This window comes from Psychrobacillus sp., from assembly GCF_056205495.1.
Map to the genome: position 1 here is coordinate 1 of NZ_JBAEAP010000154.1, position 13,583 is coordinate 13,583.

Here is a 13,583-nt window from a genome sequence, read left to right on the forward strand (position 1 = left end):
CCTAAAATACACACACAAATAAAGCCTAATTTGCAAACTGGCTCTCGTATAATTTAGCATAAAAGCCATTTTTCTGCAACAACATTGTATGAGAGCCCTGTTCAACAACTTTTCCATCCTTTACTACAAGGATAATATCTGCTTCTCTGATAGTGGAAAGTCTATGTGCTACGATAATAGTTGTTCGATTTTGAGCCAAGCGCTCCAAGGAATCCTGGATTAATGATTCGCTTTCTAAATCTAATGCTGAGGTTGCCTCATCTAGAACTAATATTGTAGGATTTTTCAAAAATACACGCGCGATTGCTACACGTTGCTTTTGACCTCCAGAAAGCTTAACTCCCCGCTCCCCAACCTTTGTTTCATATCCTTCAGGTAGCTCCATAATGAAATCATGTGCGTTGGCAGCTTTTGCAGCCTCTATTACTTCTTCATCACTCGCTCCTGGTTTACCCATTAAAATGTTCGATTTTACAGAGTCACTAAACAAAATATTATCCTGAAGGACAATCCCTATTTGTTGTCTCAGTGATTCAATCGTTACATCACGAACATCTTTACCATCAATTTTCACACTGCCCTTTGACACATCGTAAAATCGTGGGATCAAACTAATAATAGTGGATTTCCCTCCACCGCTCATCCCAACAAATGCAACTGTTTCTCCGCTATTGACTTGGAGATTTATATTGTTAAGGATTGTTTGCCCACCTTTTTCATATTGGAAGGAGACATTTGAAAACGTAACTTCCCCAGAAGTATTTCCTAAACTTTTCGCACCAGGCTTATCGATAATATCGTATTTTTCATCCATCAGCTCAAATACCCTGTCCATCGACGCGAAAGATTGCGTTAATGTAGTGGATGAATTAACTAATCGTCTTAAAGGGCTATATAATCGCTCTATGTAGGCGATAAAAGCAGCCATTGTTCCCACAGAAAGCCTTCCGTGAATTGCCTCGTACCCTGCATATGCAATTACTAAAAGGGGAGCTATATCCGTAATTGTGTTAACTACCGCAAAAGCTTTTGCATTCCAAATTGTTTGATCTACTGCCTTGTCCAAAAATTCTCCGTTAGTCTCATTAAATAGCTTTTGTTCATGCTTTTCGAGTGTAAAGGTTTTAATAATACTCATCCCCTGTACACGTTCATGAAGATAGCTTTGTACTCCTGCTAATGCTTGCGATCTCTTTCTAGTTAAGTCTCGAAGCTTTCCGAAAAAGTACTTTACACTGAATGCATAAAATGGGAATGCGATTAAAGTGACAAGTGTAAGTTTTACATTCATCGTAAGCATTATTCCAATAGCTATAAGAATTGTAGCTAAGTCGAGCCAAACATTCATCAAGCCAATCATGACAAAATTTTTCGTTTGCTCTACGTCATTGATGACACGGGAAATGACCTCTCCAGCTCGCGTATTTGAATAATACTTTAAGCTTAGCTTTTGAAGATGTATGTATAGCTTTTGACGGATATCATACAAAATTTTATTACTGACTAATTGTGCTAAATATTGTCGATAATACTCAATTGGTGGTCGAACGATTAGAAACACTAATGCAGTTCCACCTAACCAATAAACAAGCTGTTGAATTTTTTCATCTGTTGCCATATCCCCACCGATAATATCATCTACGACAATTTTAATCAGAATGGGTATAAACAATGGAATTGCGAATTTAATAACCCCTATAATAATCGTCAAAAAGATTTGCCAATTATAGGGTTTTACGAATTCCATATATCTTTTCATGGTACTCATAAAACTACTTCCTTTCTTAAAACGGAAGAACCTGTTGCAAATTCAACAGGTTCTCCTACTACTCGTTCAGCTGTTTATAAAAATGATAACGACTTGTCCAAGCCTCGATAAAGTCCGGGGCAAATGGACCTCTTCTTTGTTTAATCCAAGAAATAAGTTTTTCTATATTTCGATCAAGAATAGAATCCATTTCATCTGGATAATTCATTTCCCTTTTGTGCTGTTCGTATTCATCTTCATCCAAAATTGTGTAGGTCATGTCTGGAAAAACCTTCACATCTAGATCATAATCAATATATTTCAGAATTTTATTGTTATAGACAAATGGCGAACTAATATTAATGTAATAATACACACCGTCTTCTCTTAGCATACAAATAATGTTAAACCAATGTTCAGCATGAAAGTAACAGATTGACGGTTCTCTAGTAATCCATGTTCTACCATCTGATTCGATTACAAGAGTTCGTTCGTTCGCTCCTATTACAATATTCTTGGTCCCCTTTAAAACCATCGTTTCCTGCCAGACACGGTGGATACGGCCATTATGCTTGTAGCTGTGAATTTGAATAATTTCTCCTTCTGTTGGAATCGCCATGATTTAGCCACCTTTTCATCAAGCGCAAAATTGAATATTATACTTATTTTCATATTATAGCAATCCATAGGAAAAAACTGTAGTAAAAAAATCAGCGAGAGCAAAATGCCCTCGCTGATTTTTGGTGAATCCATGTTATTTTGATGGGTTATAAGAACTTTTTGAAAACTTCCCGCTTGCTTGTTGTTTTTTCATTTCAGCTTGACGGTTTTGCTCTTTAACTTGTCGAATTACAGTTTCTGAAGCAAATTCTTGACTTCTGTTTGATGATTGACTGTTATTCTTTTTCATGGATTTCACCTCCGTACAAAATATATCATGTGCACTTTTGGAGATAATATTCATAAAAAATAAATTTGTGTGTTTTGGTTAATTTGAAATCATTTGTTGAAGACAAGGATAATTTGGGGCAAATACAATGTTAAAGATGAATGTTTGACATTAATTAAGAAAAAATTAAACTAAATAAAAATACGGCAATCCCAAATAATATCGAGGTTGCCGTATTTGTTTAGTTTCTATTATCATTTCTTTATGAGTTAATTTCATAAATAGAGCTTTATGTATTAAATAAATATGTTCACCATTTATTGATTGGAGCGACAGACGGCGACTCCAGTGGGATGAGTGAGACAGTTAAGACATCACAACCACGCGCGTAAGCGATGGGTGATGGCTTAACGCTCACCCCACGCAAAGCGTCCGGCTAGCGTGGAAATCAATTCTACATTCTGACTTAGAGATTTATTTGGTAGCATAAATCAGCCCTAGTCTTTAACATGCCTTCTTTAAAAAAGAAATTTTTCTATATGAAAACTACATTTTAATCGAACGGCCGCCATCTACAATGATAGTTTGTCCTCGGATCATGCTGGCATCATCTGAAAGCAGGAACATAGCTGTTTTTACCATATCCTCAATTTCAACCATTCGTCCCGCCGGAGTATTTACGCGTGCATCCTCTAATAATTGTTCTCTGTTTGGGAAATGCTTTAAAGCATCAGTATCTAATGCTCCACCAGAAACAGTATTAACGGCAATCCCTTTTTCTGCGAGCTCTACCGCCAAATATCTTGTAATGGATTCAATAGCAGCTTTAGAAACTCCTACTGTCGTATAGTTTTCCAAATATCGAATAGACCCTAATGAACTGATGCCTAATATCTTCCCGCCGCTCGGCATTAGCTTTGCAGCTTCCTGTGCTCCAAAAAGCATTGCTTTTGCGTTAATGTTCATCGTCCAGTCCCAATGAGACTCCTCTAGCTCCATGATTGGTCGAAGAACACCGGAAGCTGCATTACTGACGAAAATATCTAAACGACCGAACTCTTCTTTTATCGTTTGAAACATTGCTCGAAGCTTTTCTACATCACCAACATTTGCACGAACAAGTAAAGCTTTTTGTCCTAATGCCTCTATTTCTTGAACCGTTTCTAATGCAGCCGTTTTACTGCGAGCATAGTTCACTACAATATCATAGCCATTTTTCGCAAGCTCAATGGCAATTGCTTTTCCTAGTCCTCTGCTACTGCCTGTTACTAATGCTACTGGATTTGTCATGTGATGTTCTTCCTTTCCTTCCACGCATTCCATATTTTTAATACTGGAATAGGCATAGGTTGATTGTTCACTTCTTCTATAGAATACCACTGGCTATTCAAGGATAATTTTTTTTCATTTATAAGCTCTGCTTCAAAACTTTCAACTTCCCATACTAGATGTGAAAAAATATGCTTAAAAGAAAGTAATTCATTTCCTTTTTGAATTTCTATTCCATAGTCTAGCTCCACTACCTCTTCAACAGTGTGAGTCGCTGTTGGAAGCTCAACCATCGGAAATTGCCACATATTAGCAAGTAGACCTTTAGATGGACGCTTCTCTAAAAGAAGCTTACCGTCATCTCGTTGGATCACTACTGCCTTCATTTTATGTAATTTTGTCTTTTTGTTAATTGTTTTTACCGGAAGCTCCTCTTGAACTTCTTCATAAAATGCTGAACAAAATTCTCTTACTGGACAAAGTAAACATTTCGGCTTTTTGGGAGTGCATATAATAGCACCAAGTTCCATTAAACCTTGGTTAAAGGCAGAGGGATTTTCCTCATACATCAAGTTCATCACAGCATCTTCAAATATCTTTTTCGTCTTTGGCTTAGCAATATCCTCTTTTATCAGTAAAATTCGAGATAATACTCTCATTACATTTCCGTCTACCGCATGCTCTGGAACACCGTATGCGATACTTAGCACCGCTCCAGCTGTGTAGGGTCCAACACCTTTTAGCTTAGATATTTCCTTTCGACTATTGGGTACGATGCTATTATATTCTTCTACAACTTCCTTTACTCCAGCTTGGAGATTGCGCGCTCTAGAATAATAGCCCAGGCCTTCCCACTCTTTTAGTAATTCTCCTTCATTGGCTTCTGCTAGAGATTCAAGTGAGGGATATTTAGAGATAAATCTCTCATAATAAGGGATAACCGTATCAACCTTTGTTTGCTGTAGCATTACTTCGGAAACCCAAATTTTATAAGGATCCGTGGTTTTTCTCCACGGTAAATCACGCTTTTCTTCTAAAAACCAGGAAACTAATGCCTCGCTCATTTGCTTATTGTATAATTCGTTCACAGTTAGAATCCTTTCTGGCGATTATTGTATGAGATAATAGGGTATAACACTAATAATTGCTTTGTTAATTTATATACTTTATCTTATGATTAAGATAACTTGTTTCCTTAAAAGGAGCTGGTCACACATGGATACAGGCACACATATAGTCATGGGTATTGCACTTGGTGGTTTGGCAATGGCAGATCCTGTCGTTACAAGTAGTTCTTTGACTACTACTGCGGTTATTGCAGGTACTATCATTGGTTCCCAAGCCCCTGATATAGATACTGTTCTAAAATTAAAAAATAATGCCATTTACATACGTCATCATCGTGGTATAACTCATTCTATTCCAGCCGTTTTACTATGGCCGTTACTTATTTCTGGAGTATTGTGGCTGATTATTCCAGAGGTGAATTGGCTTCATCTTTGGCTTTGGACATTTTTAGCAGTATTTCTTCATGTTTTCGTGGATATATTTAATTCCTATGGTACCCAGGCATTGCGACCCTTCTCTAAAAAATGGGTTGCACTAGGTGTCATTAATACATTTGATCCGATTATCTTTGGCTTTCATGTATTAGGATTACTATTATGGATGTTTGGCTTTAACCCAGTACCTACATTCCTAACAATGTACGCTATTATCGCTATTTATTATATACTACGCTTTGCAGTCCAAAGTGCAGTTAAAAATAGCGTGAGAAAAACTATTCCGAATACAACAGAAATTATTGTAGCTCCAACTATTAAGTTCTTTCAATGGAGGATTGCCGCAAGCTCCGAGACGCATCATTACGTCGGCAGAGCATACGGGCGTTCCATAACGATATACGACAAGTTTGAACGAGAGGAAATTCCAGATTCTCCTTTAGTAAGAGCAGCCTTAAAAGATACAAACCTAAGTGCCTTTACTTCCTTCTCCCCTATTTACAGATGGGAGATCACTCAATTCGATCATATCCATGAGGTTCGGTTAATCGATCTGCGTTATCGAAGTAATGATTACTACCCTTTTGTAGCAGTTGTACATTTGGATGAAGAACTTAATATCATCAACTCTTACACCGGGTGGATTTTCAGTGAAGATAAACTAAGAAAAAAATTAGACTTTTTACCACATTAAAAACAGAGACGCTAGGAACCCATGTTCCTAGCGTTTAGTCTGTTTCTAATAAATGCTTGTACTTTTCATTCGTATTTGCAAACTCGTGTAATTGTCCACCGTAACCATCTATCCATTTTCTTATAACCATTTCTGTTACTGCAGCACCTTTATATTCATAGCCTGCACGTGCATAGGATGATTCAAAGTCAGACCAAAGTAATTCAATCCATGCTCTTGCCTTTTCAAAGGAAAGTTTGTCGTTTTTCTCAAGTAATAACTCTGTTAGTTCTAATATTTTAGTTTCCATATTATTTTCCTTCCTCTAACGGCTGTAGTATAGAAATCGGTAATGCTTCCTCATATTTGTCTCCACCTAAACGATATCCCCAAGCAAATTTACCTTTTAAGTATTCTACTTGAAAAAACATACCAGGATCGCCGCTAATTCGATACATTTCACCGGGCTTTATAGAATTTACATCTGTTAGAAATGACTGAGCCATCATTGCTTTTCGTTCATACACTGCATACTCATTAACAATGCCTAGTTGCTCAGCCTTTCTTGCTTTTTCCTTTAGGTTAGCAATTTCAGTTCTAAGCTCTTGCTCCGTCATCTGACTATATTTTTTATTGCTCATTTTGTACTTCCAGCTCCTTATTTTCTATATACATATCTATGTGCTCTGACGGGAATCCTTTTATATAAAGGGCCTGTTTAACACGATGTCTTAAGTCAAAGCCACTATATTTCGCAGAATACTTTCTCCAAATCTTCTCTCCTTGGGCAGCAATTATTTCAAGCCATTCGTCTTCCTTTTTCTCTAAATCAAAAGATTCGATTGCCTGAGAAATGATGCTAAAGTTATACCCTTTTCGTTGAAGATTCTCCTGGACCTTTTGTTTAATTTGGCGTGGAGTTTTATTTTGGTTTTGATTGATAATCTTTTCGGTAAGTGTTTTAGCAATAGAAACTTGTTCCTCCTCCGAGTAGTTGGCAAGCACTTCCTCTTGAAGCTCTTTTTCTATTCCCTTTTTCTTAAGCTCCTGGCGAATCGCAGCAGGGCCCTTTTTACTGCTATTCTTTTGAGTTTCTACCAAAGCCTTCGTAAAGCTAGCATCATTCAAAAATCCATGCTCATATAACTTTCGGATTGCCTCTAAAATTACTGCTTCTCCAAACTCATTCTGGAGTAATTTTTGTTTAACCTCATGCTCACTTCTCATTCGAAAGCTTAAATAATTGATCGCTTTATTATATGCTTTTCTTACTTCATCATCAAAAACAATTTCATCTAGAGTAAAGGCTTCTATTACCTTTCCCTTCGTTAGCTGGTATTTAATAAGTACTGCTTCGTCCACACTAAAGGCATACTTTTCATCCAAATATAGATTATACCGTTCATTATTTTTTTTTTGACGTCCTATTTTTGTAATAACCGGCATTTTGTTAATCTCTCCATTCGCTTTCCTTAATTATAACGTAAAAATTAATATGTGATAAATGATTGAACTGGTATTATTGTGTTAAGAGGAGGCTGATTTCGATGAGAGTAGCAATTACTGGTGGAACTGGTTTTGTAGGAAGGGCTTTGACTGAGCTACTGCAGCAAAAGGGACATGAGGCTATTATTTTATCACGGTCGAGCTCGCACTCAGCAAACAATGTTACTTATATTAACTGGCTTACAAATGATTCTAAACCTGAGGAATATTTAGAAGGTATTGATGCAATAGTAAATCTTGCTGGAGAATCTATAAATAACGGTAGATGGACAGAAAAGCAAAAAGCAAAAATTTATGCTAGTAGGATGGAAGCAACTGATGAAGTCATACGTATTATACAAGCATTAAAGAAAAAGCCCGAAGTTTTGATCAATGCAAGTGCTATTGGAATTTATCCAGCTTCCAACACGGAAGTTTATGATGAACAATCAACACAACGGGGTCATGATATACTAGCCAAAACTGTTGCAAATTGGGAGCAAAAGGCATTAATTGCAGAGCAGTCCGGAGTTCGCGTAGCTTTAGGTAGATTTGGGATTATATTAGATAGAAAAGAAGGTGCACTTCCCTTAATGGCATTACCTTATAAAATGTTTGTAGGTGGTCCAATTGGAAAGGGAGAAAATTGGATGTCATGGGTTCATATTCAAGATGTTGCTAGTTCCCTGTTATTTGCTATGGAAAATAATATTCAAGGACCTTTTAATATAGTTGCACCAGATCCTCGCAGGATGGATGAATTTAGTAAAACATTGGCTAAAGTATTAAATAAACCTCATTACTTCCCAGTACCGGCATTTGCTTTGAGGTTAGTGCTTGGTGAAAAAAGTCAGCTTGTCTTAGAAGGACAAAAAGTAGTTCCAGACGTATTAATAGCTACTGGCTTTTCCTTTATATACCCAGAACTTACGAGTGCATTAACTAATATATATAGTCAGTAATCGATCCATTTTCCACAGGCGATGGCTTATCGCTCCCCCCTTGGGAAACGTCCGGCTGGTGTGGAATCAATTTTGCTTTCTAATGTAAAGATTTATTATCAACCCTACCTTTAACATAACCTTTTCTTAAAAGGGAATTATGAAATTGCTTCATATAGTAAAACTAACCAACGGGTAAAAATGAATAAATATCAAACCCAAGTGCAATCTACTTTTAAGTTGATTGCATTTTTTCATGCAAATATATATTAAAAAGGAGCAAAAATCATGTGGAAGCATCATGTAATAGGAATTATTATAGCAGCCTTTATTATAAGCCTCGGCTTTTCCTATGAGCCATTTACCGCGGAAGCAAAAGAAATTCACTGGGGTTTTAAAAAAGCCAGAGATGAGGTACCACCAGAGGCCGGAGCAGAGCTGGATGCATTATTAGAAAAGCATGGAGCCATTTATAAAGGGCCAGCTAACAAAAAGGTTATTTACCTGACATTTGATAATGGCTATGAAAACGGCTATACCGAAAGCATTTTAGATACATTAAAGAAAGAGAACATTAGCGCCACCTTCTTTTTAACTGGTCATTACCTCGAAAGTGCCACACCACTAGTAAAACGGATGATTGAAGACGGACATCAAATAGGTAACCATTCCTATGGACATCCAAACCTAGCTAAGCTGTCAAAGGATGAAATAAAAAAGGAATTACAAAAATTTGATAACCGACTAAAGGAGCTCACTTCTTTAGAAAGAACAACTGTCACGAGACCACCGGAAGGAATCTTTGATGAAGATGTGCTAGAAGCTGCAAACGAAATTGGTCACCAGCACTTTTTTTGGTCAATAGCTTTTATCGACTGGCATCGAGATCAGAAAAAGGGCGGACAATATGCATATAACGAGCTAATAACACAAATCCATCCTGGCGCTATTATTCTTATGCACACGGTTTCACCTGACAATGCTGAGGGTCTTCCGGCATTTATCAAAGAAGCGAAAAAACGCGGATATTCCTTTGGAAAGATCAATGACCTCAATATATCCAAATTGGATATACCTGAGTATTCTCTTCCACAGTAATTTCCTTTATAATAGATATAATGTAACTAAGGTGCCAGTTTTTTAACTGGCACCTTTTGCTTGCAACCAACCCCATAAAAAAGTTATACTGTTTTATTGGTTGATAAAGGACGTGAAGGAAATAATGAAAGAACAAACAGCAATACAGGTGGGACAACAATTTCCACTTACTATAAAAAGACTTGGGATTAATGGAGAAGGAGTTGGCTTCTTTAAACGAAATGTAGTATTCGTTAAGGGAGCACTTCCTGGAGAGGTAGTAACTGCTGAAGTAACTACTGTAAATCCAAAGTATGCGGAAGCAACGATAAAAAAAATTCGTCAAGCTTCTCCAGACAGAGTAAAACCACCATGCCCTGTTTATGAGGCATGTGGAGGTTGCCAGCTTCAACATATGACCTATGAACGAGAGCTTATTGAAAAAAGAGACATAGTCATTCAAGCCCTTGAACGTTATGTGAAAGACCTTGCTATGTCAATTGAGGTAAAACCTACACTTGGAATGGAAAATCCATGGCTGTATCGAAACAAAAGCCAATTCCAAACAAGACAGCTTGGTAATGGTGTAATTGCTGGTTTATATGCAGAAGGATCTAACAAGTTAATTGATATTAATGAATGTATGGTTCAACATCCTGCTACCACTAAGATAACAAATGAAATTAAAGCCTACTTAAAAGAGCTTAAAATACCTATATATGACGAGAAAAATCCTCAAGGCATTGTTCGTACTATTGTTGTGAGAACTGGGATGAAAACTGGACAAATTCAAGTAACATTAGTTACAACACAAAAGAAAATGCCCAACAAAGAAGACCTTGTACAAATGATTCGTAAAATCGATTCTAATATCGTATCCATTAGCCAAAATATTAATCCTGGAAAAACGTCGTTAGTATTCGGTGACACAACTTTTAATTTATTTGGAAAAGAAATTATTCATGAGAAGCTTGGAGAATTAGCTTTTGACCTATCGGCTCGCGCCTTCTTCCAGCTAAATCCGGAACAAACTGAGCATTTGTATGATGAAATTGAAAAGGCAGCCGAATTAACTGGTAAGGAAACTGTCGTTGATGCATATTGTGGTGTGGGGACAATCGGACTTTGGTTAGCTAAAAATGCTAAAGAGGTTCGTGGTATGGATATTATCGAAGAGTCCATTAAGGACGCAAAGAAAAATGCGAAACGCAACGGCTTTGATAACACAAAGTATGTTCATGGCACTGCAAAGAAATGGTTGAAGCAATGGCAGAGTGAAGGCTTTGTACCTGACGTGCTAACAGTAGATCCTCCTAGAACTGGTTTAGACGAGGAGCTACTAAAAACAGTATTAGAGATAAAACCAAAACGCTTTGTTTATACTTCCTGTAACCCTTCAACTCTTGCAAAGGATCTGCAGGAGCTAACGAAGCTTTATGATGTTCAATATATGCAGCCCGTGGACATGTTCCCTCAAACAGCCCATATTGAAGTAGTTACACTACTTACACTTAAATAATTGCACATTATGTAAGAAGGATCCGAGAATCTGAATGATTTTCGGATTTTCTTCTAATCGTTTATCCCTTTACCGGGAAGGCTATTACATAACTGAGGATGTATTTTGATATTGCTAGGAGGATTCATATAAAATGGAAAATAACGACATATTAATACGTTTGCGATACGCTTTAGATATCAAAAACAAAGAAATGGTAGAAATCTTTAAGCTTGGTGGTATAGAAATTTCAAAAGAAGATGTGTTGAAGCTTTTAACTAAATCCAAGGATCACTTTGATAATGAATATGAAGATGATATTGAGGATGATGACAATCAAATCAAGTGCAACAATAAAACGTTAGAAGCCTTTTTAAATGGTCTTATTACTTTTAAAAGAGGACCCCAGGAGCCAAAGCCAGGACAACCAGTGGCCCCTCCCTCTACATCTGGTAGTACAGAAAGTGTTAATAACATGCTTCTAAAAAAAGTAAAGATTGCACTTGCTTTAACAAGTGAGGACATGATTGATATCTTGGAGGAAGCTAGAGTGGCTATCACGAAAAGCGAACTAAGTGCCATTCTACGCAAGGAAGGCCACCGTAACTATAAAGAATGTGGCGATAAATTTGCCCGGAATTTCTTAAAGGGATTAGCTATTAAATATAGAGGTTAACTATTGGGGATACGGACAAAACTTTCCGAAAAGAAACAGCCTCGAACATTTTACGACCTCGTAAAGTTTTCGGAGTTTCTATTCCAGTGATCTGTAATTGTTTTCCGTTGCAGGGGGCGAAGCTTCAATCTCCTCGGCTTGCTCCTGCTTAGGCTTTTACTCTCGCGCTGTTCCTGCAGTACTCGCCACCTCTTCTTCAAACAACTAAAGTAGAAAGTTTATAGACTTGCTCTATAAATGAAAACGTGAAATCGGAAAAATTCGATTTCACGTTTTTTAAACTGTTAGCCTAGTTATGTCTCTCACTTTTCAAAAGAATATTGCAAAATATTTGTGCCAAGGTGGCTGTTGTTGATCTCATAAAATTGGCGAACGCTCGACTAGGGGAAAAAATAACTACTTTATTCCTTATGGAATGATTCGTAGGCTCATTAGAAACAGTATTAGGAATTAATTAAACCGTATAAAAATACATGTATATTCATTTTTCAACTGTTATAAAACACATATCCTCTCCCTTATCTTATTAGCTTAATCTTGTTATAGACCAACTACTTATGGCAATTTGTAGTAATAAAACCAATTGTATATTTTCAATATTAAAAAGAAACTTTTATTTTAAAATGTGAATAAAAATTGAAAATTCATCTTGCATTCTTTTTTTAATTGGTGCATGATTTGATTATTGCTACAACGTCGTCTGACGTCTAGCAAATCGCACTATAAAAATTTGGGGGTAAGATAAATGATTTATGCTAATCCTAATACTGCTGGTGCAGTAGTTGATTTTAAAGAACGTTATGATAACTTTATCGGTGGAGAATGGGTAGCTCCAGTTAATGGAGAGTACTTTGATGTAGTTTCACCACTTACAGGTAAAGTATTTACTCAAGCAGCTCGCTCTACTGAAGCTGACATTGAGCTTGCATTAGATGCTGCTCATGCTGCTAAAGGCGCTTGGGCTCAAACATCTGTAGCTTATCGCGCAATAATTTTAAACAAAATTGCAGATCGCATGGAACAAAACCTAGAAAAAATTGCAGTTGCTGAAACTTGGGACAATGGTAAAGCAGTTCGTGAAACATTGAATGCTGACATCCCACTAGCAATTGACCACTTCCGTTATTTTGCAGGAGCTATCCGTGCTCAAGAAGGTAGAATCAGCCAGATCGATAACGATACTGTAGCATACCACTTCCACGAGCCAATCGGTGTAGTTGGACAAATTATTCCTTGGAACTTCCCATTATTAATGGCTGTTTGGAAAATCGCTCCAGCTTTAGCTGCTGGTAATACAATCGTTATGAAGCCTGCTGAACAAACACCTGCTTCATTAATGGTTCTTTTAGAGCTTATTCAAGATATTTTACCAAAAGGCGTTTTAAACGTTGTAAACGGTTTCGGTGCAGAAGTTGGGAAACCACTTGCAACTAACCCACGTATTCAAAAAGTAGCATTCACTGGTTCTACTGGTGTTGGTCGTTTGATCATGCAATATGCAACTGAAAATATTATCCCTGTAACATTAGAGCTTGGTGGTAAATCACCTAACGTATTCTTCGAAGACGTTATGGATGCAGATGATGAGTACTTAGACAAAGCAATCGAAGGTTTAGTATTATTCGCACTTAACTCAGGTGAAATTTGTACTTGTCCATCTCGTGCACTTGTTCAAGAATCAATCTATGAAAAATTCATGGAGCGTGCATTAGAACGCATTAAAGCAATTAAAATTGGTAACCCACTTGATACAGAAGTTATGATGGGTGCTCAAGCTTCTAACCAACAATTTCAAAAAATTCTTTCTTATATCGAAATAGGTAAAG

At 37.0% G+C, this 13,583-nt stretch carries 14 protein-coding genes; 6 read left to right on the top strand and 8 right to left on the bottom strand.

Translation table 11 applies throughout. The annotated features are described in order from the left end of the window. Nucleotides 1–25: 25 nt before the first annotated feature. The 5 genes from AC06OU_RS04605 to mutY form a co-directional block, all read right to left on the bottom strand. Nucleotides 26–1,768: an ABC transporter ATP-binding protein gene (locus AC06OU_RS04605; RefSeq protein WP_475854272.1), complete on the bottom strand. Its 1,743-nt coding sequence runs from the start codon at nt 1,766–1,768 to the stop codon at nt 26–28. A gap of 58 nt (nt 1,769–1,826) precedes the next feature. Then, the gene (gene ntdP, locus AC06OU_RS04610) at nt 1,827–2,366 is read right to left on the bottom strand and encodes a nucleoside tri-diphosphate phosphatase (protein ID WP_251556930.1); all 540 of its coding nucleotides are present in this window, start codon (nt 2,364–2,366) and stop codon (nt 1,827–1,829) included. Between the two features lie 135 nt (nt 2,367–2,501). Next, nucleotides 2,502–2,711, bottom strand: coding sequence for a gamma-type small acid-soluble spore protein (locus AC06OU_RS04615; protein ID WP_475854274.1), 210 nt, complete (start codon nt 2,709–2,711; stop codon nt 2,502–2,504). A gap of 471 nt (nt 2,712–3,182) precedes the next feature. After that, complete coding sequence (gene fabL / locus AC06OU_RS04620; protein ID WP_475854275.1) at nt 3,183–3,926, bottom strand: enoyl-[acyl-carrier-protein] reductase FabL; 744 nt, start codon at nt 3,924–3,926, stop codon at nt 3,183–3,185. Then, on the bottom strand, nt 3,923–4,993 hold the full coding sequence (gene mutY, locus AC06OU_RS04625) for an A/G-specific adenine glycosylase (protein WP_475854277.1): 1,071 nt from the start codon (nt 4,991–4,993) through the stop codon (nt 3,923–3,925). The genes fabL and mutY overlap by 4 nt, the downstream gene beginning before the upstream one ends. 127 nt (nt 4,994–5,120) lie before the next feature. On the opposite strand from mutY, the gene AC06OU_RS04630 reads away from it, so the two are divergent. Further along, nucleotides 5,121–6,101 carry a metal-dependent hydrolase gene (locus AC06OU_RS04630; protein ID WP_475854279.1) on the top strand — a complete coding sequence of 327 codons (981 nt, stop codon included), beginning with the start codon at nt 5,121–5,123 and terminating at the stop codon, nt 6,099–6,101. A 34-nt stretch (nt 6,102–6,135) separates the two neighbouring features. On the opposite strand, the gene AC06OU_RS04635 is transcribed toward AC06OU_RS04630, so the two are convergent. From AC06OU_RS04635 to recX, 3 genes are read right to left on the bottom strand one after another with little or no spacing between them, the layout of a single operon-like run. Further along, a complete protein-coding gene (locus AC06OU_RS04635; protein WP_475854281.1) occupies nt 6,136–6,390 on the bottom strand; it encodes a YfhJ family protein in 255 nt (84 codons plus the stop codon). Between the two features lies 1 nt (nt 6,391). Further along, nucleotides 6,392–6,721, bottom strand: coding sequence for a YfhH family protein (locus AC06OU_RS04640; RefSeq protein ID WP_169360765.1), 330 nt, complete (start codon nt 6,719–6,721; stop codon nt 6,392–6,394). Beyond that, entirely contained in the window at nt 6,711–7,526 is an 816-nt protein-coding gene (gene recX, locus AC06OU_RS04645) for a recombination regulator RecX (protein ID WP_475854283.1), read from the bottom strand. The genes AC06OU_RS04640 and recX overlap by 11 nt, the downstream gene beginning before the upstream one ends. Before the next feature lie 101 nt (nt 7,527–7,627). Between recX and AC06OU_RS04650 the strand changes: the two genes are divergently transcribed. From AC06OU_RS04650 to AC06OU_RS04670, 5 genes are all read left to right on the top strand, one after another. Continuing rightward, nucleotides 7,628–8,527 (top strand): TIGR01777 family oxidoreductase, encoded by a 900-nt coding sequence (locus AC06OU_RS04650; protein ID WP_475854284.1) that lies wholly within the window; start codon nt 7,628–7,630, stop codon nt 8,525–8,527. Nucleotides 8,528–8,794: 267 nt separating this feature from the next. Further along, nucleotides 8,795–9,604 carry a polysaccharide deacetylase family protein gene (locus AC06OU_RS04655; RefSeq protein WP_475854285.1) on the top strand — a complete coding sequence of 270 codons (810 nt, stop codon included), beginning with the start codon at nt 8,795–8,797 and terminating at the stop codon, nt 9,602–9,604. Nucleotides 9,605–9,728: 124 nt separating this feature from the next. After that, complete coding sequence (gene rlmD / locus AC06OU_RS04660; RefSeq protein WP_475854286.1) at nt 9,729–11,102, top strand: 23S rRNA (uracil(1939)-C(5))-methyltransferase RlmD; 1,374 nt, start codon at nt 9,729–9,731, stop codon at nt 11,100–11,102. Between the two features lie 133 nt (nt 11,103–11,235). After that, entirely contained in the window at nt 11,236–11,757 is a 522-nt protein-coding gene (locus AC06OU_RS04665; RefSeq protein ID WP_298471006.1) for a YehS family protein, read from the top strand. Between the two features lie 745 nt (nt 11,758–12,502). Then, nucleotides 12,503–13,583: aldehyde dehydrogenase family protein (locus AC06OU_RS04670; RefSeq protein ID WP_475854287.1), on the top strand; the 1,081-nt coding region annotated here is incomplete at its 3' end.

Bases quoted from the DNA above. Each gene is read 5' to 3' on its own strand.
- fabL (WP_475854275.1), bottom strand. From the start codon at position 3,926: ATGACAAATCCAGTAGCATTAGTAACAGGCAGTAGCAGAGGACTAGGA.
- rlmD (WP_475854286.1), top strand. From the start codon at position 9,729: ATGAAAGAACAAACAGCAATACAGGTGGGACAACAATTTCCACTTACT.
- AC06OU_RS04630 (WP_475854279.1), top strand. From the start codon at position 5,121: ATGGATACAGGCACACATATAGTCATGGGTATTGCACTTGGTGGTTTG.
- AC06OU_RS04650 (WP_475854284.1), top strand. From the start codon at position 7,628: ATGAGAGTAGCAATTACTGGTGGAACTGGTTTTGTAGGAAGGGCTTTG.
- AC06OU_RS04655 (WP_475854285.1), top strand. From the start codon at position 8,795: ATGTGGAAGCATCATGTAATAGGAATTATTATAGCAGCCTTTATTATA.
- AC06OU_RS04615 (WP_475854274.1), bottom strand. From the start codon at position 2,711: ATGAATATTATCTCCAAAAGTGCACATGATATATTTTGTACGGAGGTG.
- recX (WP_475854283.1), bottom strand. From the start codon at position 7,526: ATGCCGGTTATTACAAAAATAGGACGTCAAAAAAAAAATAATGAACGG.
- AC06OU_RS04665 (WP_298471006.1), top strand. From the start codon at position 11,236: ATGGAAAATAACGACATATTAATACGTTTGCGATACGCTTTAGATATC.
- AC06OU_RS04605 (WP_475854272.1), bottom strand. From the start codon at position 1,768: ATGAGTACCATGAAAAGATATATGGAATTCGTAAAACCCTATAATTGG.
- ntdP (WP_251556930.1), bottom strand. From the start codon at position 2,366: ATGGCGATTCCAACAGAAGGAGAAATTATTCAAATTCACAGCTACAAG.
- AC06OU_RS04635 (WP_475854281.1), bottom strand. From the start codon at position 6,390: ATGGAAACTAAAATATTAGAACTAACAGAGTTATTACTTGAGAAAAAC.
- AC06OU_RS04640 (WP_169360765.1), bottom strand. From the start codon at position 6,721: ATGAGCAATAAAAAATATAGTCAGATGACGGAGCAAGAGCTTAGAACT.